Raw genomic sequence first — 20,093 nt, 5'->3', positions numbered from 1 at the left:
CACTATCCCTTTCGCTCAGGAGCGGGCCGTTTGTGCCGGAGGCGGCGAATGGGCAGCCACAGGCCGGCGGCGATGAGAAGCAAGGCGATGCCGGCGGCGACGGCCGTCCGCCCGTTCGGTGCGGCGACGGCAATCCGGAACGGCGTGTCCCCGGTCGGCGACACATGCCAGATCAGGGTGCGGCCGGCGCGGGACGATTCGTCGGCGTTGTGGTCCGCGGGCGGAATCGGCAGCGACAGCTTCAGGTCGAGTTCGATCTGCCGTTCGGCCAAACGGCGGGCGAGCGGGGGCAGCGCCTGGTAACGGGCTGCAATTTCGTTGCTCGCGCCAAGCAGCTCTTCAGGCTCGAAAGCGCCTTCCAGCCGGTAGGTATTGTACAGCCAACCGTCATTTCTCACCAACTCTACCCGAAAGCCCGGCACATCGAGCCGAAAGCCTTGGCCGTCCGTCGGGTACCGCATCAGTTCGCTTCTGGTGTAATGTCTCGATGCGCTCCATTCGACGGCATCGCCGACTTCCCGCATATTCGTCACGTAGCCCGTGGCCTTCAGCCGTGCCCCGATTCGCTCGAACACGCCCGGCGCCGCTTCCTCGACCTTGATCGGAAGCCGAACCGTCATCGCAACGTCGGCGCTGCCGTTCGCCCGCACATAAATCCCGGCTTCGCCCTTGACGCACCCGGTCAACGTGACGAGCGCAATAAGGATTGCCAGCAGGGCAGGCCTCCCTATTTTTTTATCCATCTTCATTCTCCTGATTCCGGTCCATTCGACTTGTCGTTTCTTCGAGCATAGCAGTTGGGACCGGCGTCTGTAAAATCGTACTTCCGTCGATCAAGCCAGAGCGGTTAGCGGTTAGCGGTCGGTCGGAGCGCCAGGGTGCCGGGACGGATGCAAGTATGCTATGATACGGTTACCGCATGAGCGCCGGAAGGCGGCATGACCATTTATACGAAAGTTAGAGGATTAATCCGTATGCCATTGATGACGATCGAACATATAACGAAAACCTACGGTGAGAAGGTGCTGTTCAAGGATGTCTCGTTCGGGGTGGACGAAGGGGACAAAATCGGCATCATCGGCGTGAACGGCGCCGGCAAATCGACGTTTCTTAAAGTTGTGGCCGGGCTTGAGCCTCCGGAAGAGGGCGGCATTACGCGGGGCGGCCGGATAACGGTCCGCATGCTGGCGCAAAATCCGGCGTACGATCCGGACGAAACCGTTCTCAAGCATGTGCTTGCCGGCGATCTGCCGGAGCTGAAGGCCGCGCGGGAATATGCGGCCGCATTGGCGGAGGCGGAACGGCAGCCCGGCAGCGAGGCCGCCCAAGAGCGGCTTGTACGTGCCGGCCAAGCGATGGATGCGCTGAACGCCTGGCAGATCGAAAGCGACGCGAAGGCGGCGCTCGGCAAATTGGGCCTTACCGGCTACGAAGCCCGGATGGGCCGGCTGTCGGGCGGTCAGCGCAAGCGGGCGGCGATGGCGGCGGCGCTCGTTCAACCGGCGGACGTGCTCATTCTCGACGAGCCGACCAACCATATCGACAACGAATCGGTCGCATGGCTGGAGCAAGCGCTGCAGAAACGCAAGGGCGCGCTGCTCATGATCACCCACGACCGGTATTTCCTCGACCGGGTGAGCAACCGGATCATGGAGCTGGACCGCGGCCGGGCGTTTTTCTATACGGCGAACTACAGCCGGTTTCTCGAATTGAAGCTGGAGCGGGAGGAACGGGAGACGGCGTCCGAGGCCAAACGCCAAAATCTGCTCCGCAAGGAGCTGGCCTGGATCAAACGCGGCGCCAAAGCGCGCGCGACGAAGCAGAAAGCGCGGATCGACCGGTTCGAGGCGATGCAGGCGGAGGGTCCGTTGAAGGCGTCCGATAAAGTGGATCTGTCTGTGGCGTCATCGCGGCTGGGCAGAAAAATCGTCGAGGCCGACCATGTGGCGAAACGGTTCGGCGATCGTACACTGATCGACGATTTCAGCGATATCGCCGTGCCGGAGGACCGGATCGGCATTGTCGGCCGCAACGGCACGGGCAAGTCGACGCTGCTCAAGCTAATCGCCGGGCGGCTTGAGCCCGACGCCGGGACGATCGAACGCGGGCCGACCGTGAAGCTCGGCTGGTTTGCGCAGGAGCACGATGAACCGGACGGCGCTATCCGCGTGATCGACTACATCCGTGAAGCGGCGGAGCAGGTGCGCACCGGCGACGGCACGACGGTGTCGGCTGCGCAGATGCTCGAGCGTTTTCTTTTCGACGGCCCGATGCAGTGGACGCCGATCGGCAAGCTGTCGGGCGGCGAGAAGCGCCGGCTGCAGCTGCTGAAGGTGCTGGTCGGCGCGCCGAATGTGCTGCTGCTCGACGAGCCGACCAACGACCTGGATATTCCGACGCTGACGGTGCTCGAGGATTATTTGGACGATTTTCCGGGCGTCGTGTACGTTGTCTCCCACGACCGGTATTTCCTGGACCGGACGGTTGACCGGATCCTGGCTTTTGAAGGGGAGGGCGTCATTTCCAAGCACGTCGGCAACTATTCCGATTATGCGGAGCGAGTCGGGCAAAAAGGCGGCTCGGACACTAGGGAAGCGTCCGGCGCAAAACCGGCTGCGGCCAAAGGAGCCGTGCCGGCGGGGCCTGCCGCTTCAGAGCAGGAGCGCGGCGGCAAGGAACGGCTGCGGATGAGCTACAAGGAGCAGAAGGATTTCGAGCAAATCGACGGTTGGATCGCGGAGGCGGAAGCGGCGCTGGCCGACACGGCGGCGCAGATGGAGCAAGCCGGCAGCGATTCCGTGCGGCTGCAAGAGCTTTTGCAGCAGCAGAGCGCGCTGGAAGCGAAGCTGGAAGAGCTTCTCGACCGCTGGACCTATCTCAACGAGCTGAACGAACGCATTGCCGACCAGAAAAAGTAACACCGCCAAGCTCGTTTCTGCTCAACCCCACCGCGAATGTGGGGAATAACGCCGGAATGCGGCACTAAACTTCCGCAGACGCTGTTAAATAAAAAGGGCACTCTCGCAGGAGAGCGCCCTTGTGTTCTTTTGGAGTTCTTGGGGTTTAGATTCCAACCGGAGCCCCAACCGGAGCGCCCCTTATCCCACAAAAGCCCGCAGCATCCAAATATGCTTCTCAAGCGAGGTATGGATCGCGAGCAGCATGTCGGCGGTCGTCTCGTCGCCCGCCTCCTGCGCCACGGAAATGGCTTCCTTAAGCTCGCCCACCAGTGTCGTGAAATCGCCGGCGACCGCTTCCACCATCTGCACCGCATTCTCGCTGCCCGAAGCTTCCTTCACGCCGGACAGCTTCAAATAATCGGACATCCTGGCGACGGGCTTGCCTTGCACCGCGAGCAGCCGCTCGGCGATCTCGTCGATGTGCAGCGCGGCTTCCTCATACAGCTCTTGAAACTTGGCATGCAGAGTAAAAAACTGCTGACCTGTCACGTACCAATGATAGTTATGCAGCTTTACGTACAGGATGCTCCAATTGGCGATTTGCCGGTTCAGCGCTTCATGAATCTTTTCCATGCCGTCATCTCCCTTCCAATCCTGGTTATCCAAGCGGTTAGTCTGTCCTTCGGCGGATGTCTTATGCATGCACCTTCGTGTGGACGTTCGCTTCGAGATACCGTTCGCAATCGAGCGCGGCCATGCAGCCGCTGCCGGCCGCCGTGATCGCCTGCCGGTACTTGTTGTCCTGGACGTCTCCGCAAGCAAACACGCCCGGCACGTTCGTTTCGCTCGTTCCCGGCTTCACCATAATGTAGCCCGTCTCATCGGTCGCGATTTGTCCCTGCAGGAACTTCGTATTCGGCGTATGGCCGATGGCGACGAACACGCCGTCCGTCTCCAGCAGTTCCTCTTCACCCGTGTCATTGTTGCGGACCTTGAGGCCCGTGACGCCGAGCGGTCCGGCAACGACTTCAAGCGGCGTGCGGCTCAGGCTCCATACGATTTTGCCGTTCCCGCGCGCCCGGTCCTGCATAATTTTCGATGCGCGGAGCTCTTCGCGGCGGTTGACGATCCGGACCTCGGACGCGAAGCGCGTCAGGAAGTTCGCTTCCTCCATCGCGGAGTCGCCGCCGCCGATGACGATGATCTTTTTACCGCGGAAAAAGAAGCCGTCGCACGTCGCGCAGGTGCTTACGCCCCGTCCGACGTTGTCCCGCTCGCCGGGAATGCCGAGATATTTGGCCGAAGCGCCGGTCGAAATGATAAGCGAGTCCGCGGTAAGCGTCCCCTGGCCCTCGACTTCAAGCGTGAACGGCCGATCGGACATGTCGACGTTGTTCACCCAGCCGGTGCGAACCGCCGCGCCGAACCGCTCCGCCTGCTTGCGCATGTTCGCCATCAGGTCGGGTCCCATGACGCCTTCCGGGAAACCCGGGAAATTTTCCACCTCGGTGGTGGTCGTAAGCTGTCCGCCCGGCTCCGGTCCTTCGATGACGAGCGGACTCAGGTTCGCTCGGGCCAAATAAATAGCCGCCGTCAAGCCGGCAGGCCCGGTGCCGATAATAATCGTAGAGTAGTGCATGGTTTCATTTCCTCCGATTCGCTTATTAGTATTTGTAGCATTTTATAATAATTATAAATAAGAAATGCCGTTTGTCAAATGGACAGGATAATGAAATAACGGCGAGTTCGGAGGAGTAATTGTGAGATATAGCGGAAAAAGGACAGGCAAACGTTCGGATATTGACCAAAACCGCCTTTTATCGGTATACTTATTAAACATCGCAGGCAATATAGGACAATAGGCCGCACCGTCACATTCAGCACATTCAGCACATGATTGCGAAATCTCACTTTCAGGACGAAGGAGGTTGACGGCATGTATGAATTGCAGGACAGGGAGTTGATTTTCGTGTACACCGGTCCGGACGGATCAGGCCGCAAAACGGTGGCGTACACGGCGGGGCAAACGTTGGGCATTCCCAAGGTGATCTCTTACGCGACGCGCGAGCCGAGGCCGGGCGAGGTCAACGGGCAGGACTATCACTTTATCTCGAATGCGCTTTACGATCAGCTGGAGGAGCAGGGTGAATTTCTCGAAAGCGTCAGCATCGGAGCGAACCGCTACGGCATTCGCAAGTACGACATTGAACAGAGCTTTCAGACGCACGGCTGCGTGTATCTGGTGCTCAACCGCGAGGGCGCGGATATTCTGAAGGGGATGTATGGGGACCGCGTCGTGCGGATTTTCATCTACGCGGATCGGGAGACCGTCGCCGAACGCCAGCGCGGAACGGGATTGTCCGAGGATATCATCAACTTCCATCTGGAGCATTATGATTACGATATGGCCTATCAATCGGAATGCGAGCTCGCCTATGAGAATTATGATCTGGCCTATACGGTGCATGATTTGACGAAGACGCTGGAGGGCTATCTTAACCGGAATCTGGTTGAGAGGGATTGAGGACAGCCGCCGGATTGTGCCGCGTGCCGATACAAGAAAGACCGCCTTGCCGCCGGATGAACGGCGCTTGGCGGTCTGTTTTTGTTGCGGGCGCGGCGTGCGTCTCCCGCCCGGTCAGGTTACCGCATCAATAGCTGCGTTGGTTCATGCTGCCGTAAATGGCGTTCTGACTGGAAATAGCGGTGTTGTTGGCGGACAGAACGGAGCTCTCGAGACGATTGCAGATGTCGGCGATTTGCTGCAGCTGTTGAACGGCGGTGTCATGGCCCTGAATGGCGATTTGCAAATTTTGCACCGCCAGCCGCTCGCGCTGCGCAAGCTGCTCGAGCATGATCGCGTTCTGCTGCTCTTGCTGCAGCATTTGTTGGTACATTTGCGTCGTTTGCTGCGTTTGCTGCGCCAGCTGCTGGATCAATCGGTCGCATTGCTGGAATTGCTGGGAAACGTTCTGTGTATACATGTGTACCCTCCGATTACCGTTTGATGGTGGATTGATATCCCCGGTATAGGATGGCTGAGATTTCCTGAATTATTCAACCTTGCATCAATTTAATGATAGCTCGGAAGCGCGGGCCGTCAAATTCGCAGGAATAGAGGCCCTGCCAGCGGCCGAGCAGCAGCCTGCCTGGTAATGTCGATCATGTCGTCCCTGCGCGAGGTGCGCAGCGATACGGTTGCGAGCATAAGCTTCCGCCTCTTCCGGTATCGAATTCGGGTTCTGATTCTGATTGGTGCGATTTCCTCAATTTTCGACTTTATTCGGCAACCATCATTTGTTATATTGTGGATAGCGAGTCCCGGCCAACATCTTGACATAGGAGATCGGCATCATACATACAATGGGACTATGACTATTTGATAAGGGAGTTAGGTCATGAACGGGTTTCTTACAAGACCGGAAATTCGGGCTGCGGCTCGAGAAAGCTTGTCCGGCAAATGGGGTAAAGCGGTTGCCATTACCTTGATTTATTATGCGATTCTTATCGCGGCCGAAATGGTTCCTCTTGTCGGTTCCATCGTGTCGCTGCTCATCTCCGGGGCGTTCGCGCTGGGCATTGCGCTTTATTTCCTCGGACTCGCCCGCAGTGCGAACCCGCCGGTGGCGACGATGTTCGAAGGGTTCCGGCGATTCGGCAAGACGCTGGGACTTTATTTATTGATCGCCATATTCACGTTCCTCTGGATGCTGCTGCTCGTCGTTCCGGGTATTATTGCGGGTTACCGTTATTCGCAAGCGTATTTCATTCTGATCGACAATCCGGACATCGGTCCGCTCGAAGCGATCCGGAGAAGCAAGGACATGATGGCAGGCCACAAGTGGCGGTTGTTTGTACTTCATCTAAGCTTCATCGGCTGGTTCTTGCTCTCCCTGCTCACGCTCGGGATCGGCCTGCTTTGGCTTTACCCGTATTATATGGCGTCAACCGCGCATTTCTATGACAATCTGCGCTCGCTGGGCAGCTCAAGCACGTCGATCGGTTGGGTGCCGCCGTCGCCTGCCGGCTATAACAACCCGTCCGAACCGCTGTCTTAACGGTTGCTTATTCAATCGCGAGTCCCGTATCGCCTTCATCATGAAGCGGTACGGGATTTTGTCATTTCAAGCTTACACCGGACGGGTGAAAAAGGGGAAGCCATCAATGAAGCGGCAAGGGGCGCCCAGGTTCGGGCGCCCTTGCCGTGCTTGCCGTGTGCGAGCAGGTTGGATTATACCGTCAGGCAAGCAGTTCGAGACCGAGCTCGTCGCCGGGCTGCAGCCGGTGAGCGAGATATTCTTCGGAAACCGTGCGTCCGTTCAGAAGGATGGCGGTTTGCACGCCGCGGCTTGCGTCAACCTCGATTCCGTCGACGTACTGCAGCTGACCCTCCAGGCCGAAGCGTACGGCTCCCGTTTCAAGCAATGCTTGAAAGATCGTCAAGCCGTCCCGGTAAGGCACGTTATAGGCCCATGTCACCTCGGGGAATGAATGGCCGCCCTTCACCACGACCGGAACGAAGCGTTGGTACGGATACATCCCGCCGGGAAACTGGCCTGGAAACGTCCCCTGCGGGTACTCGCCGCCCGGGTATAAGCCCAGCGGGAACATCCCCGGCTGCTGCCCCTGTGGCCACATGCCGCCGGGGAACTGGCCGCCGGGGAACTGGCCGCCGGGGAACTGGCCGCCGGGGAACTGACCGCCGGGAAACATGCCGCCGGGGAACTGGCCACCAGGGAACTGGCCGCCGGGGAACTGGCCGCCAGGGAACTGGCCGCCGGGAAACATGCCGCCAGGGAACTGGCCGCCGGGAAACATGCCGCCAGGGAACTGACCGCCCGGCAACATGCCGCCGGGGAACTGTCCGCCAGGGAACTGGCCACCCGGCGGGAAAGGCGTGCCTCCCCCCGTTAATTGACCCAAACCTGCCCGCGACCCGCCGCAGCCGCAGTCGGTCGGTGCTTGTTGGTAAACGATAGGCTGATTACTCATTTTTGAAATGCTCCTTTGTTCGGTTTGTTCGTGAAGCTCGGGTTATCGTATGCGGCGAATGCCTATCCGGTGTGTGATATAATGGCAATGAACGAAAACGATGGGAGCGGATACGGAATGAACGGGATGCTGGAGCTTTTGCTGAAGGAGAAAATCGTCGCGATTTTTCGCGGATACGAAGGGGAGAAGGCAGATCGGGCGGCGCAGGCGCTGGTCGATGGCGGGATCAGGCTGATGGAAGTGACGATGAATACGGACGGGGCCTCCGCGATTATCGCCCGCTGGCGGGAACGATATGACGGAAACGTCGCGATTGGGGCCGGAACCGTCCTCGATACGGCTATGGCGAAGGAAGCGGCGGCAGCGGGCGCCCAGTATTTGATCTCGCCGAATTTGGATGAAGCGGTCATCGCTTACGGCATGGAGCGCGGCATTTCCGTATGGCCGGGCGTCATGACGCCGACGGAGATCGTCCGGGCCTGGAAGGCGGGGGCCGAGGCCGTCAAAATATTTCCGATGGCGTCGCTTGGTTGGAAATACCTTGCGGAAATCCGCGCCCCGCTCGACCGGATTCCGTTGATGGCGACGGGCGGTGTCGATCTCGATACGATCGGCCATTATTTCAAGGCCGGGGCGAACGCGGTCGGCATGGGCAGCAAGCTGCTCCATCCGGAGTGGCTGGCCGAAGAGGCATACGATAAAGTGACGGCAAGAGCCGCACAATATGTAGAAATCGTGAAATCCTTGTAACGATAAGAAGCAGGAGAGGAGAGGGAAAGCGATGATCGGATGGATTGCGGGCGGCGCAGGCGTTTGTTTGGCTGCGCTGGCGGGCTTCTGGAAGGCGGCGGCCAACAGTCAGCGCCCTCGGCTTCTTCCCAATGAAGCAAGTCCGGAAGCGGTTTATGAAAATGTAACGTTCCGCAGCGGAAACGAAACGCTTCGCGGCTGGCTTCTGCAGCCGGCGAATGAACGGGAGAATCCGTGGCCGACCGTTATTATTGCGCATGGCTGGGGCTCGAACCGTTCCCGGGTGCTTCGCTATACGAAGCCTCTCATGGAAGCGGGCTATGCGGTGTTTATGTTCGACGCGCGCAGCCATGGAGACAGCGATGCCGTCGCAGCGCCGTCGGGCTTCATGTTCCGCGACGATGTGGAGGCGGCGGTGGCGGCCGCCTCGCGCCAGCCCGGCGTCGACCCGACGAGGATCGCGGTGCTCGGGCACTCGCTGGGCGGCTTCGGCGCCTTGTTGGCCTATGGCCGAGGGCTGCCGGTGAAAGCCGTCGTCACCGACTCTTCGCCGCTTCGTTTCGAGACGATGATCCGCTCGGAGCTGAAGCGTCGGAAGCTGCCTTTTTTTCCGCTGGGTATCCTCATTCCGAAAGTATGGCTGGCGCGCGCCCGCATTTCCCGGAAAGAAGCGAAATCCACCGATGTCCCAGCGTGGATCCGGCGCAATCACGAGGGTGAGCGCCGCCCGCTGTTCATGGTGCATTCGCTGCGGGACGGCTATGTCGATCCCGGCGATCTGCGGGCCGTAACGGAGCAGGTGCCGATCGAGCACCTGTTCGTGAACGCGCCGGGCCATAGCTGCTCGGAGACCGATCCTGATTTCTGGCCGGCGGTGCTCTCTTTTATGCGGAAGCATCTTTAATGCCGAAAATAGTTAATCCCGAAAATCGTTAACCTCCCGAACAAAAAGGGGCCTGCCGCTTCGATCGCTCGAAAGCCGCAGGCTGCAAGAGAGAATATATACTAAAGGGGGGTCATGGGTTCATTATAATAGGCCAATATGAAAGCAACCTTAGGGGGATATTACAGTTTCTTTACAAAGTTCGTGCTGTTAACGTTGGAACAGGGGATAATATCGAAATTTGGAGCTCCATACGCAAAGACGTTTAAACCCATCGGATCAAGCCTTTGATCTGATTGGTTTTTTCATAATGGGCAGTTATTATCGCTTATTGTTTCAATTAAGCAAGGAACGGTTGATCTCAAGGAAGAGGAGACCCGGCTAAGGTTTATGCAACTCAGTAGGGACTGCACCAATTGTGTGAATAATTCTCGTCAGAATGACTATAATAGGTATGCAAACATTTTTAATAAGTTTAACATTTTTAAAATGTTTGTCTTTTTAAATTCGTTATGGTATACTAATGTTACTTAGCCGGAGATTGACCTTTGCCAAACTTTTGACACCTGATTGTAGCCAAAGTAGTTTGAAAAACTGTAGATATTTTAGTAAACGGCGAATATTTTAGATTGGAAACCAAAATTGATTGAGTTGGTAAAAGGAGATAAATGAATCATGGAAAAGATCACGTCTGGATTGTTATCCGCTAAAGGCGCATTGGTCATTCCGGTGAAAGTAAGAAAGATGCTCGGTTTAGAGGAAGGTGATCGTGTAGAGTTTGTTATTCAAGATGGAAAAGTAACAGTGGAACCCCTAAAGCAATATGACATTTTCGATGTAGTTGGAATTTTAAAAACAGACAAGCCACTTGTTGACGTTAGGGAAGTAAGGGATTCCATCATGGAAGAGCTAATAACCGACGATATAAGGAGGCAAAAGACGGAGGTATGATGGAGTCATGGATAGGTTTGAGGTCGATGCGAATATTTTGGTGGAAATCTTGGTTAACTCCCAAAAGAGGCCACTAAGCAACCATTTGAAAAAAGTCCTCTTAATGCTCAGTCAAGGCAAATTAGAGTTTGAGGTCGAGCAGTTAGTCATTCATGAAACGCTCTATGTGCTAGACAAACACTACGGTTTCACCAGAGAAGAACGCGCAGATGCAATATGGAAGTTTCTCAATGTGAAAGGCGTAGAAGCTTCCGATATTGTGCGCAATGCTGTAAAAGTGTATAAGGCAACAAATTTGGATTTCGCAGATATTTTTTTGGCCGAGAAATCAAAGTCTAAAGGAACCAAGGTTCTTACTTGGGACAAAGGTTTTAAGAAAATGGATGCGGAGTATTACACACCGAAACAGGTCACTATAAGCGAAGAAGAAGTAGAATAAGCAATTCAATAAATACGAATACAACGTCGCCTTTTCTTTTTGAGAGAGGCGATTATTAGTGTCTAAAGAGAGAAGAAAATATGAAATTTGGTTTCGGCAATTATAAAGAAGCTCTTCGCCACTAGCGATGCTGGATGACCCTAATTACCTTTCATGGATGAAATCGAAGAACATGGACAATACGAGCCAACAATCACAACTTCACCTATAAATTTCAGATTATGCTCAATAACCCGGATCATCTCCCGAGGAAGAGGGAGCCGGTCGTGATGCGGCCGAGCGGATGTTCCGGGGAATCGAGAAGCTCGACGTGACCCAGGCGGATGGGTTCAGAAGATTGGATACGGGCTACTATATCCTGGAGCTGTGCTCCGGGATCGCCGACGGCACTTCTTACGGCAAGTGGGGAATCCGGTACTTCGAAGCCAAGGCGGAAGGGAAAAATCTGATCAAGGACTATTCCAATGCGATCGGCGGTTTCTACGGACCGTTCTTCACGCCGAAGAACGGGCTGATCAATCCCCCCGAGCACACAACCGTGGATTGCATCGTGGAGGAGGAAGGTCCGCTCTATTGCAGATATTTGTTTAAGGGAACCGTGCCCGACGGATTGGACGAGAACCTGAAGGGGAAGAAGTTCACGATTACGTGGGAGTTCTTCTACGGTACGCCGTGGTTTCGGAGAAAATACGATGTCGATGACTTCTCGACGACCGTTGACGGGATCCCCGTCGTGAACAAGATTACGGTAGGCGATGAATTCGAGAGCGGCAAAGGAGACAGGGTTTTCACCTCGTTCGCTTCGTATGGCGGCACCTATTACCGGAAAGGCGACCTGTACGCCAACATCCTGTCCGAAGGCGTACACGAGTTGCTGGAGCATGCCGACGAGCAGAACAGCCCCAATATCAAGGCATATAAGGACAGCATCGGAGACGATATCAACAAGGTGTCCTGGGATTATTTCTGGCAGTTGTTCTGTATTAAGGAAGGGATCCTGACGGCGGAGGAAATCAAGCACCATATCTCGACCATTATTCCCGAATCCCACAGGCAGGTGCACGAAAGTGGGAGGAACGGGAACGTGTTGTTCGGTGATCAACCGGTGGATGTCAACGGCGCGCCGGAACAAACGATTTTCCCCATGAGCGCGAACAAGACGGCCGAGCTGAACGAAGCTACCGGCTATGCGATGGTATGGTACACGAGCAACGTGGTGGCCCGGTATCAGAATGTGCAGCGCAACGATTCCGGGTGGGTTAACTGGGGGACGAACGGCGAGAACGAGCATCCGGAGCTGCCGACGGGCTCGACCATCTATACCGCTTACGGCCAATTCGACAACTGGGAAGTTCAAGCGGACACCATGGAGAAAAATATCGATTCCAAGCAGGGTCTCGCTACTATACTGAAGTGATTCCAGCCTTGTTCTGTATATTAGAGGGAATAGTCAAGCCGAACAGTGCAAGTAATGCTCCAATTTATTTACGATTAGACAGTTGAAAAGCCCATAGGCTGCAAGTTGGCGCCGAAACTAAATCGGCGTCAGCTTAATAACTCAACTTTCGGTGCGACCAGCTTGAAATAGGCAAATAGAATAGCCCTCCAAAGGAACGAGCGTCTGTGCCTTGCCGGTGCTGCCACGCCATCAGAAATATAGCGGGAAAAGACGATTGTAGTATGGCTGAAGAGTAAGTCGTAGGATCGCCCTTGAAATTACTTTTGCAAGCGCAACAACGATTTGGTGCATTTGAAGAAGACCCCAATGTCCCAGCGCATGCCGTGATCTCAATGACTTCTTCGGCGCTGAGCGTAAGATCGTGGATAAAATGGCCAGCCATTCATTCTTGTTTGTGCGATGAGAGATAAGTCCAGCGGTACAAACGAATGTCCGTCTGACCACCCCATCGTGAGCATGCGAAAACCTTTGTAGAAAGCGCCGGTGGCATGATCCTTAAACCGCGCGAGCAACTCGACTTTCTTACTCCGATTTCGGTCAAACATGGAATCATCGAAAATGAAGACCTTTACACGTTTGAGCGACGTGAGCGGACTCATTTGATTAACGACAAAGCTACTGAGAGCGGTAAGGAAACGACGCCTGTTATAAGTCATCTGATTCAAAAAGCGGTACACCGCATCCTTGCCGGGAAACGACTCGGCTTTGTCGCTTTCGAGCAAGCGGAACCAGTTTTTCTGGTGGAATAAGAGTGCAAATACGAGTTGAAACAGAGAGAAGTAATCGAGTCCGTATTTCTTCTTGAAACCGGCAGCGCGAAGATGCTGATGCACGTTTAACTCGTAAAATGCAGGCCTGATTTCACGAGGGAGTTGATTCATCGGTTCATTTTGATTTATCATATTGTAGAAAATTGCTGATTTTGATTGCGAACAAGCTAAGGGAGGTGAAGCCGCGTGTTCAGAAAACGACGGATTTTTCACCTGCTCTTTGGCGTTACCGCTGCCCTGATTACGGTACTTCTCGTATCCGTGATCTTGATCACTTATTCCTTTTCGTCCAGGCAGACCGTTTCCAACACCTCGTATTATCAACAAGCCTTGCTCAATGAGCTTTACAACAAAGTCGTCATTCAATTGAATGCCATCGAACAAATCTCTTTATCCGCCACCCGTAATGTAAATCTGCTTGATGCCACAACGCCAACCGATGCCTATTCGAATTATCGGAAGCAATCGGAGCTGGCATCCTTCCTGGCTCAGATTACGTATGTGACTCCGGATATCGAGTCGGTTTATTACTTTGTGAAAGAAACATTTCAATTCCAGCCCCCGGCTCAAAGTCCGGTTCGTTTTGTGCCGTATGACAGCATCGGAGAGGAGAGTTGGTACGTCGACGCCGTTGAGGATACCGATTTTGTGTGGATAGGGGAAAGAACGGTGCGATCGAATCAGGGCGATATCCAGGTCGTCAGCTTTGCGCGTAAAGTATACACTGTAACCGGGGAATACCGGGGGCTCCTGTTATTCAATGTAAGCGCTTCTTCCGTCAACAGCGCGATTCAAGGCGGGAGCGCATCTGCCAACCGGATTCTGCTGGATTCGGGAAACCGCCCCATAGCGATGATCGGTGAACGATTCCCGGAGGAACAGGTTCAGGCTTATATGAAAGATATACAAAGCGATTCGGGATCGGTTCGAATCCGTTTGGGAGAGGAAGACGACACCCGGCAATATCTGATGGTATGGGCCAAGCAATTCAACAGCAATTGGACGCTCGTGGAGTTTACCCCTTGGCAAGAAATCACCAGCGGAAGCGTCAGGATCGCTGTGGTCCTGCTGCTTGTCGGCGGCACGGCCATCGTCTTCGCGCTTGTTTTTACGCTGTTGTTCGCCCGGCAGTTCGTCAAGCCGATCCGGCTGCTGCTCCAGGAAATGAGCCGCAACTCCGTCAATGTAAATCGCATCCATCTGCCGGAAGGTTACCGCAATGAATTCGGAACGCTGTTCATCGGATACCGCAAGCTGATCGAGCGGATTCAGGGGTTGTATACTTCGTTGGAGGAGCAATACGCCCGGCAGAAAGAAGCGGAAATTAAAGCGCTTCAAGCGATGATCAATCCACACTTTCTATACAACACGTTGGATCAGCTGAACTGGATGGCTATCGGGGCCGGGCAGGAGAAAATGAGCCGCATTCTGGAGCTGATGGGGAGGATGTTCCGTATTGGCTTATCCAATGGAGAAAGCTTGATCACCATCCGCGAAGAGTTGACCCACGTAGAATGCTATATCGAGATTCAACAAATTCGTTTAGGAGAGGGTCTTACATGCCGGATCGATGTACCCGAAGAGGTTCGGCATCTCTATATTCCCAAAATGACCCTGCAGCCGTTTATCGAGAATGCCGTCATACACGGCTTTCACGGGAGGAAGGAGGGTGCCATAACCATATATGCCCGCAAGGCGGAACCGAACGTCGTTCAGTTCAAGATCTCCGATAACGGCGCCGGTTTAAAGGCGGATTGGCGGGAACCCCAAACGAGACAGACCGGGGGATACGGGCTCAAAAATGTCCGCGAGCGAATTCATATCTACTTCGGAGAAGAAGCGTCCATTGAATTAAAGCCCAATCTGCCGTCCGGAACATCGGCGCTTATCCGGATACCCGTCTTGCGGGACAAGGAAGGAATGGGGGAGTGAACATGTGGAAAATTGCGATCGTCGACGACGATTACAATGTGCTTGCAGGCCTTAAAAACGCGATTCCTTGGGCGGAATTGGATGCCGAATGGGTCGGAGAAGCCGCAGACGGGGAGCAGGGGCTCCAGTTGTTGCGGGCATGCCAGCCGGACATCGTCATTACCGACATTTACATGCCTGTACTGAACGGCCTGGATATGGTAGAACGGCTGGCAAACGAAGAGTACAGCGGCAAGATTATTATATTAAGCGGGTATTCGGAATTTGAATATGCAAGACAAGCTTTGCGTCTGGGCATCAGCGATTATTTAAGCAAGCCCGTGACCGTGCATACGATTCGCAGCGTGCTTCAACGAACGATCGCTGAATTGGAAGAGGAACTGATGCAGAAGCATAGGCACGAAAATCTGCTGGATAAGCTTAGAGTGTATGAGCCTTTCATCGAGCGGGAATGGATCAAATCGGTTGCGATCGGCACGGCTCACACAACATCGCTGCTGGGCGACGGCATGATACCGGAAGCCTGCCGCTATTGGAACGAGCGCAGTCATGTCGTAATCGGAATCGAGATGATCCGTACGGACCGGATCGTCAAGGCCCCGGCCAAGGACGTCAACCTTTTCCGCTTCGCCGTTGCCAATATCGTGCAGGAGTTAACGGAGCAATTGTCGATCGATTGTCATTATATCGATCTGTTCAGCAATTATTCCGCCGTGATCGTTCACCTGCCTATGGACGCAGGCGAAGAAACGGATCGTTTGCTCTATCGCCTGGGTGAGCAAATCATCCGCCATGTAAGGAACTTCCTGAATATTTCGCTGTATATCGGCATCGGCAAGCGGAAGCCAAAGGTCGAAGCCATAGCGGATTCAACGGAAGAGGCTTTTCAGGCCATTCTGTCCAAACATACCGCTCCGGTTGCCGGTGTTCACTTATACCGCTATGCCGATGCCGAAGAAAGCGGCAAGCAGGCGCGCCCGATTTCCCTCCGCTCCGTGAAGTTTTATCAGCAGCTGGCGGAATCGGTCAAGCTTTTTCAGGAAAGCAATGCGAAAGCGATCTTGCAGGACTATTTCCAGTTGAATAGGCGGGAAGACGTTCCCGCCCGCGATCTTCAAGGGCTCGGCATGGAATTGTGGACGATTTTCACTTATGCGCTCTTTGAATCCGGAATCGATTTGGAGGACGCATATCCGATCGCGCAGGTTGCAAGCGAACTGGCTGCCGTAACGGACTTGCAGCAGCTTCAGGCATGGCTTGATGCCAGAATCGGGCAAATCTGCGAGCAGCGCGGCGGCGGAGAGAACATCAAGCACCGTCAAGCCGTCGATTTTATCATCCAATATATTCATGACCACTACGCCGAGCCGATCACGATTACCGAGCTTGCCGACCGATTGCATATTTCCAGAAATTACTTGAGTCATCTTTTCAAGCTTGCGGCGGGGGAATCGTTCAACAGTTACCTGACCCGGGTGCGCATGGAGAAGGCGAAGAAATTGATTTTGGAAGGGAAGCATTTGATTTACGAGGTCGCCGAACAGGTGGGGTATAAGAATGTCCCGTATTTCAGCACCCTGTTCAAAAAGTATAACGGATACAATCCGACCGAATTATTAAAACAGTAAGGCAAAGAACACCGGCATTCGAACCACAGAATGCCGGTGTTTCTTGTGATCAGATTGTGAAAATTCAAAAGAAATTGTGGATCGCTCCTATTTATCGAACCTCCAGGCACCTCTATACTGGACAAAAGACATCGTAAAGAGGTGTGACAGAAATGATGGTGAGACGTTTTCTTGGCCGATGGGAATCGCCTGTGGCAGGTTATTTGTTTCTGTCGCCATGGCTGATCGGCCTCCTTTTGTTAACCTTCTGGCCCATGGCGCAATCGTTGTATTTCTCTTTTACCAAGTATTCTTTATTGGAAACGCCCGTATGGTTCGGGTTGGGAAACTATGAACGAATCCTGACGGCCGATGCCGCATTTGCGCAATCGCTCAAGGTGACGCTGTTGTTCGTCCTTTTCTCGGTTCCGCTTAAATTGTCGGCTGCCTTGTTAGTGGCTATCCTGTTAAAGCAAAATATCCGCGGCATGTCCTTCTATCGAACGATGATCTATTTGCCGTCGTTGATCGGAACGAGCATTGCCGTATCGATCCTCTGGAAAAACATTTTTGCAAAAGACGGCCTGTTCAATCAGTTTCTGGCCTTGTTCGGTATCCAGGGCGTGAGTTGGATTACCAACCCGAATACGGCGCTCAGTACACTCGTTTTGTTGGTTGTTTGGCAGTTCGGCTCTTCCATGGTCATTTTTCTGGCCGGATTGAAGCAAATTTCCTCCGAGCTGTACGAGGCGGCGTCCGTAGACGGGGCTGGCCGGTTCCGGCAATTTTTCAACATCACGATACCGCTGCTGTCTCCGGTCATCCTGTTCAACCTGGTTTTACAGACGATCGGATCCTTTCAGATGTTCACGCAGGCTTTTATTATCACGGAAGGCGGGCCTATCAATTCGACGTATATGTATGCGCTTTATTTATACGACCGCGCTTTCGGCCGGCTGCAGATGGGTTACGCTTCCGCGCTGGCCTGGATCCTGCTCGTCATGATCGCGGTTTGCACAGCTTTGATTTTCCTGAGCTCCAGATACTGGGTCCATTACGAGAATGAGGGGAGGAAAGCGCGTTGACGAACAAATCCCGGCTCAAGCTGCTGCAGAAAAATGCCGTGCTCGGCTTGCTGAGCCTTGCGATGATGTACCCGGTATTCTGGTGGATAGGCGCGTCCTTAAAGACGAATGCGGAAATGAAGGATCCGGGATTATTCCCGGCTGAACCCGTATGGCGGAATTTCAGTGACGGGTGGCAGGCCATCCCCGGGTTTACGTTCACTGATTTCTATGTCAACACGTTTGAGCTCATTGCCGGCGTGCTGATCACGACGCTTATTTCATGCAGCTTGACCGCATTTGCGTTTGCGCGGCTCGATTTTCCGCTTCGCGGCTTCTGGTTCGCCATCCTATTGCTCACGCTCATGCTGCCGCATCAGGTCACTCTCGTTCCCCAATATGTCATGTTTAACGGCTGGGGCTGGGTAGATTCGTATTTGCCGTTCATCGTTCCGCATACGCTGGCCGGCGGCATCGGGGGCTCTTTCTTCGTGTTTCTCCTGGTGCAGTTTATCAGGGGCATTCCGAGAGAGCTGGACGAGTCGGCCAAGATAGACGGGTGCAGCTGGTTCGGCATCTATTGGAGAATCATGCTGCCGCTGACCAAGCCGGCGCTCGTAAGCGTCGGGATCTATGCCTTCTTGTGGAATTGGGATGACTTCTTCGGTCAATTGATCTATATTAACTCGGTGGACAAGTACACGGTTGGCTTGGCACTGCGCATGTTCGTCGACTCCCAATCCTCCGTGCCGTGGGGGCAACTGCTCGCGATGTCGCTATTGTCGATCGTGCCGTCCATCCTCATCTTTTTTATGGCCCAGCGACATTTCGTGGAGGGCATTACCGCAGGATCCGTAAAAGGGTAGAAAAATGCATTTTTAAAAGAAATTGTGCATCTCTCGTATAGGTAGGGTCGCCTTTGTCGCCTATAATCAAAATGTAAGCGCTATAATAGTTCATATTCAGAAGGGGGAAGTCAGGTGAAACGAACGGTTGGTAAATGGATATCCGTTGTGTTGGCGAGTACGATGCTTTTTGTTGCGGCAGCTTGCGGTAATAACGGAGAGAGCGCAGCAGGGGAGAATAGCGGCAATGCCGCCGTGAACCGGGCCGATGCTCCGGGTCCGGTCAAGCTCAGAATTCTGTGGTGGGGTTCACAGGCCAGGCATGATGCCACGCTGAAGGCATTGGACCTGTATACCGAGAAAAATCCAGGTGTCACGTTCGAAACGGAGTTTTCCGGATGGGATGGATATTGGGATAAGCTCGCCACGCAATCGGCAGCCCAAAACGCGCCGGACATCATCCAGATGGATGCATCCTATCTGGCGGAATATGCGGGACGCAATCAATTGGCGGACTTATCGTCGGGTATCGCTACGGATGATATCGACCCCGGCCTCCTGGATACCGGCAAATTCAAGGGAAAGCAGTACGCCATTCCGCTCGGCAATAATGCCATAGGACTTGCTTACAACAAGCAAGCCGTTAAGCAACTTGGCCTGACAATGCCGCAGAACGGCTGGACGTGGGAGCAGTATTTCGCTTTCGGTCAAGAAGCGAAGGCGAAGCTTGGCGATGGAAAATACGCATTGCCTGATTTCAGCTCGGCTTTTGCCCAATATGTGAATTATCAGCTCAGCAAAGGCAAAGGACAGGTTCTTTCCGTAGACGGTGATATCAATCTCGATAAGGAAACGTTCCTGGAGTGGCAGAATCAATTCGCTGAGCTGCGTAAAGCAGGTGTCGTGCCGCCGGCTGATGTTTCCGTCACAGACAAAGAATTGGATCCTCAAGCCGATTTGATGGTGAACGGTACGGTATTGACCCGTGTCGTGCATGCGGCGCAGTCGACCGCGGTAGACAGCTTGAATCCCGGGGCGTTTGATTTCGTCACGATGCCCAGAGGCGCGGAAGCCGGCGGGTGGCTGAAGCCATCCATGTTCTGGAGCGTCAGCGCATCGTCCAAGCAGGTGGAAGCGTCCAAGAAATTTATAGACTGGTTTATCAATGATCCGGAAGCGGCTGAAATTCTCGGAACGTCCCGCGGCGTACCGGTTTCCGGCCAAATCGTCGAGAAGCTGACACCGAAACTGAGCGAAGCCGACAAGATGGGCATCAATCTCATTACGAATACGGCCCCGGATGCGCAAACTTACGTACCGGAGCCGCAGGGGTGGACCAATTTCGTCCAGAAGGATTACAAGGCGGTAGGTGAAAAAATCATGTTCGGCTCGATTACGCCGGAACAGGCTTACGAGGAGATCATGAAATTGGCCGAGGAGTATTCGCTATAACTCAAATATTAAGCCCCAGGCTATGCCTGGGAGAACTGAACAGGAAGAG

The 20,093-nt window shown here is 54.2% G+C and carries 18 protein-coding genes and 2 pseudogenes; 13 read left to right on the top strand and 7 right to left on the bottom strand.

The window, feature by feature from the left end; all coding sequences use genetic code 11:
• Window positions 1-2 precede the first annotated feature (2 nt).
• Window positions 3-743: a hypothetical protein gene (locus RWM61_RS01630; protein ID WP_313996666.1), complete on the bottom strand. Its 741-nt coding sequence runs from the start codon at window positions 741-743 to the stop codon at window positions 3-5.
• A gap of 231 nt (window positions 744-974) precedes the next feature.
• On the opposite strand from RWM61_RS01630, the gene RWM61_RS01625 reads away from it, so the two are divergent.
• Window positions 975-2,918 carry an ABC-F family ATP-binding cassette domain-containing protein gene (locus tag RWM61_RS01625; protein ID WP_313996664.1) on the top strand — a complete coding sequence of 648 codons (1,944 nt, stop codon included), beginning with the start codon at window positions 975-977 and terminating at the stop codon, window positions 2,916-2,918.
• A gap of 180 nt (window positions 2,919-3,098) precedes the next feature.
• Here the strand turns inward: RWM61_RS01625 and RWM61_RS01620 are convergent, their stop codons facing one another.
• Both RWM61_RS01620 and trxB read right to left on the bottom strand, forming a co-directional pair.
• Window positions 3,099-3,533, bottom strand: a complete 435-nt coding sequence (locus tag RWM61_RS01620; protein ID WP_313996662.1) for a Dps family protein — start codon at window positions 3,531-3,533, stop codon at window positions 3,099-3,101.
• A gap of 61 nt (window positions 3,534-3,594) precedes the next feature.
• Window positions 3,595-4,539, bottom strand: coding sequence for a thioredoxin-disulfide reductase (gene trxB, locus RWM61_RS01615; protein WP_313996659.1), 945 nt, complete (start codon window positions 4,537-4,539; stop codon window positions 3,595-3,597).
• Between the two features lie 297 nt (window positions 4,540-4,836).
• On the opposite strand from trxB, the gene RWM61_RS01610 reads away from it, so the two are divergent.
• Window positions 4,837-5,424, top strand: coding sequence for a guanylate kinase (locus tag RWM61_RS01610; protein ID WP_313996657.1), 588 nt, complete (start codon window positions 4,837-4,839; stop codon window positions 5,422-5,424).
• Between the two features lie 127 nt (window positions 5,425-5,551).
• Here RWM61_RS01610 and RWM61_RS01605 read toward each other — a convergent pair whose 3' ends face one another.
• Together RWM61_RS01605 and RWM61_RS01600 are read right to left on the bottom strand one after the other, a co-directional pair.
• A complete protein-coding gene (locus RWM61_RS01605; RefSeq protein WP_313996655.1) occupies window positions 5,552-5,884 on the bottom strand; it encodes a hypothetical protein in 333 nt (110 codons plus the stop codon).
• Between the two features lie 73 nt (window positions 5,885-5,957).
• A pseudogene (locus RWM61_RS01600) lies at window positions 5,958-6,050 on the bottom strand (YjbQ family protein); the annotation flags it as partial.
• A 248-nt stretch (window positions 6,051-6,298) separates the two neighbouring features.
• On the opposite strand from RWM61_RS01600, the gene RWM61_RS01595 reads away from it, so the two are divergent.
• Complete coding sequence (locus RWM61_RS01595) at window positions 6,299-6,958, top strand: DUF975 family protein (RefSeq protein ID WP_313996653.1); 660 nt, start codon at window positions 6,299-6,301, stop codon at window positions 6,956-6,958.
• A 181-nt stretch (window positions 6,959-7,139) separates the two neighbouring features.
• Here the strand turns inward: RWM61_RS01595 and RWM61_RS01590 are convergent, their stop codons facing one another.
• On the bottom strand, window positions 7,140-7,892 hold the full coding sequence (locus RWM61_RS01590; RefSeq protein WP_313996651.1) for a hypothetical protein: 753 nt from the start codon (window positions 7,890-7,892) through the stop codon (window positions 7,140-7,142).
• 117 nt (window positions 7,893-8,009) lie between these two features.
• Between RWM61_RS01590 and RWM61_RS01585 the strand changes: the two genes are divergently transcribed.
• From RWM61_RS01585 to RWM61_RS01565, 5 genes are all read left to right on the top strand, one after another.
• Window positions 8,010-8,642 (top strand): bifunctional 4-hydroxy-2-oxoglutarate aldolase/2-dehydro-3-deoxy-phosphogluconate aldolase, encoded by a 633-nt coding sequence (locus RWM61_RS01585; RefSeq protein ID WP_313996867.1) that lies wholly within the window; start codon window positions 8,010-8,012, stop codon window positions 8,640-8,642.
• 31 nt (window positions 8,643-8,673) lie between these two features.
• Window positions 8,674-9,546 (top strand): alpha/beta fold hydrolase, encoded by an 873-nt coding sequence (locus RWM61_RS01580; RefSeq protein ID WP_313996649.1) that lies wholly within the window; start codon window positions 8,674-8,676, stop codon window positions 9,544-9,546.
• 654 nt (window positions 9,547-10,200) lie between these two features.
• Window positions 10,201-10,476, top strand: coding sequence for an AbrB/MazE/SpoVT family DNA-binding domain-containing protein (locus RWM61_RS01575; protein WP_313996647.1), 276 nt, complete (start codon window positions 10,201-10,203; stop codon window positions 10,474-10,476).
• 7 nt (window positions 10,477-10,483) lie between these two features.
• Window positions 10,484-10,915, top strand: coding sequence for a PIN domain-containing protein (locus RWM61_RS01570; protein WP_313996645.1), 432 nt, complete (start codon window positions 10,484-10,486; stop codon window positions 10,913-10,915).
• Window positions 10,916-11,198: 283 nt separating this feature from the next.
• Entirely contained in the window at window positions 11,199-12,332 is a 1,134-nt protein-coding gene (locus RWM61_RS01565) for a hypothetical protein (protein WP_313996643.1), read from the top strand.
• Between the two features lie 172 nt (window positions 12,333-12,504).
• Here the strand turns inward: RWM61_RS01565 and RWM61_RS01560 are convergent.
• A pseudogene (locus tag RWM61_RS01560) lies at window positions 12,505-13,276 on the bottom strand (transposase); the annotation flags it as partial.
• Between the two features lie 234 nt (window positions 13,277-13,510).
• Here RWM61_RS01560 and RWM61_RS01555 point away from each other — a divergent pair.
• From RWM61_RS01555 to RWM61_RS01535, 5 genes are all read left to right on the top strand, one after another.
• Window positions 13,511-15,076 (top strand): sensor histidine kinase, encoded by a 1,566-nt coding sequence (locus tag RWM61_RS01555; protein ID WP_313996639.1) that lies wholly within the window; start codon window positions 13,511-13,513, stop codon window positions 15,074-15,076.
• Window positions 15,077-15,078: 2 nt separating this feature from the next.
• Window positions 15,079-16,704, top strand: a complete 1,626-nt coding sequence (locus RWM61_RS01550) for a response regulator transcription factor (RefSeq protein WP_313996865.1) — start codon at window positions 15,079-15,081, stop codon at window positions 16,702-16,704.
• 152 nt (window positions 16,705-16,856) lie between these two features.
• Window positions 16,857-17,768, top strand: coding sequence for a sugar ABC transporter permease (locus RWM61_RS01545; protein ID WP_313996637.1), 912 nt, complete (start codon window positions 16,857-16,859; stop codon window positions 17,766-17,768).
• A gap of 62 nt (window positions 17,769-17,830) precedes the next feature.
• The gene (locus RWM61_RS01540; RefSeq protein ID WP_313996863.1) at window positions 17,831-18,613 is read left to right on the top strand and encodes a carbohydrate ABC transporter permease; all 783 of its coding nucleotides are present in this window, start codon (window positions 17,831-17,833) and stop codon (window positions 18,611-18,613) included.
• 114 nt (window positions 18,614-18,727) lie between these two features.
• Window positions 18,728-20,044: an extracellular solute-binding protein gene (locus RWM61_RS01535; RefSeq protein ID WP_313996634.1), complete on the top strand. Its 1,317-nt coding sequence runs from the start codon at window positions 18,728-18,730 to the stop codon at window positions 20,042-20,044.
• Window positions 20,045-20,093 lie beyond the last annotated feature (49 nt).

It is taken from the genome of uncultured Paenibacillus sp. (assembly GCF_963515335.1).
In the GTDB taxonomy this organism is placed as follows: Bacteria; Bacillota; Bacilli; order Paenibacillales; family Paenibacillaceae; genus Paenibacillus_I.
This window is presented reverse-complemented; position numbering and strand designations above follow the sequence as displayed.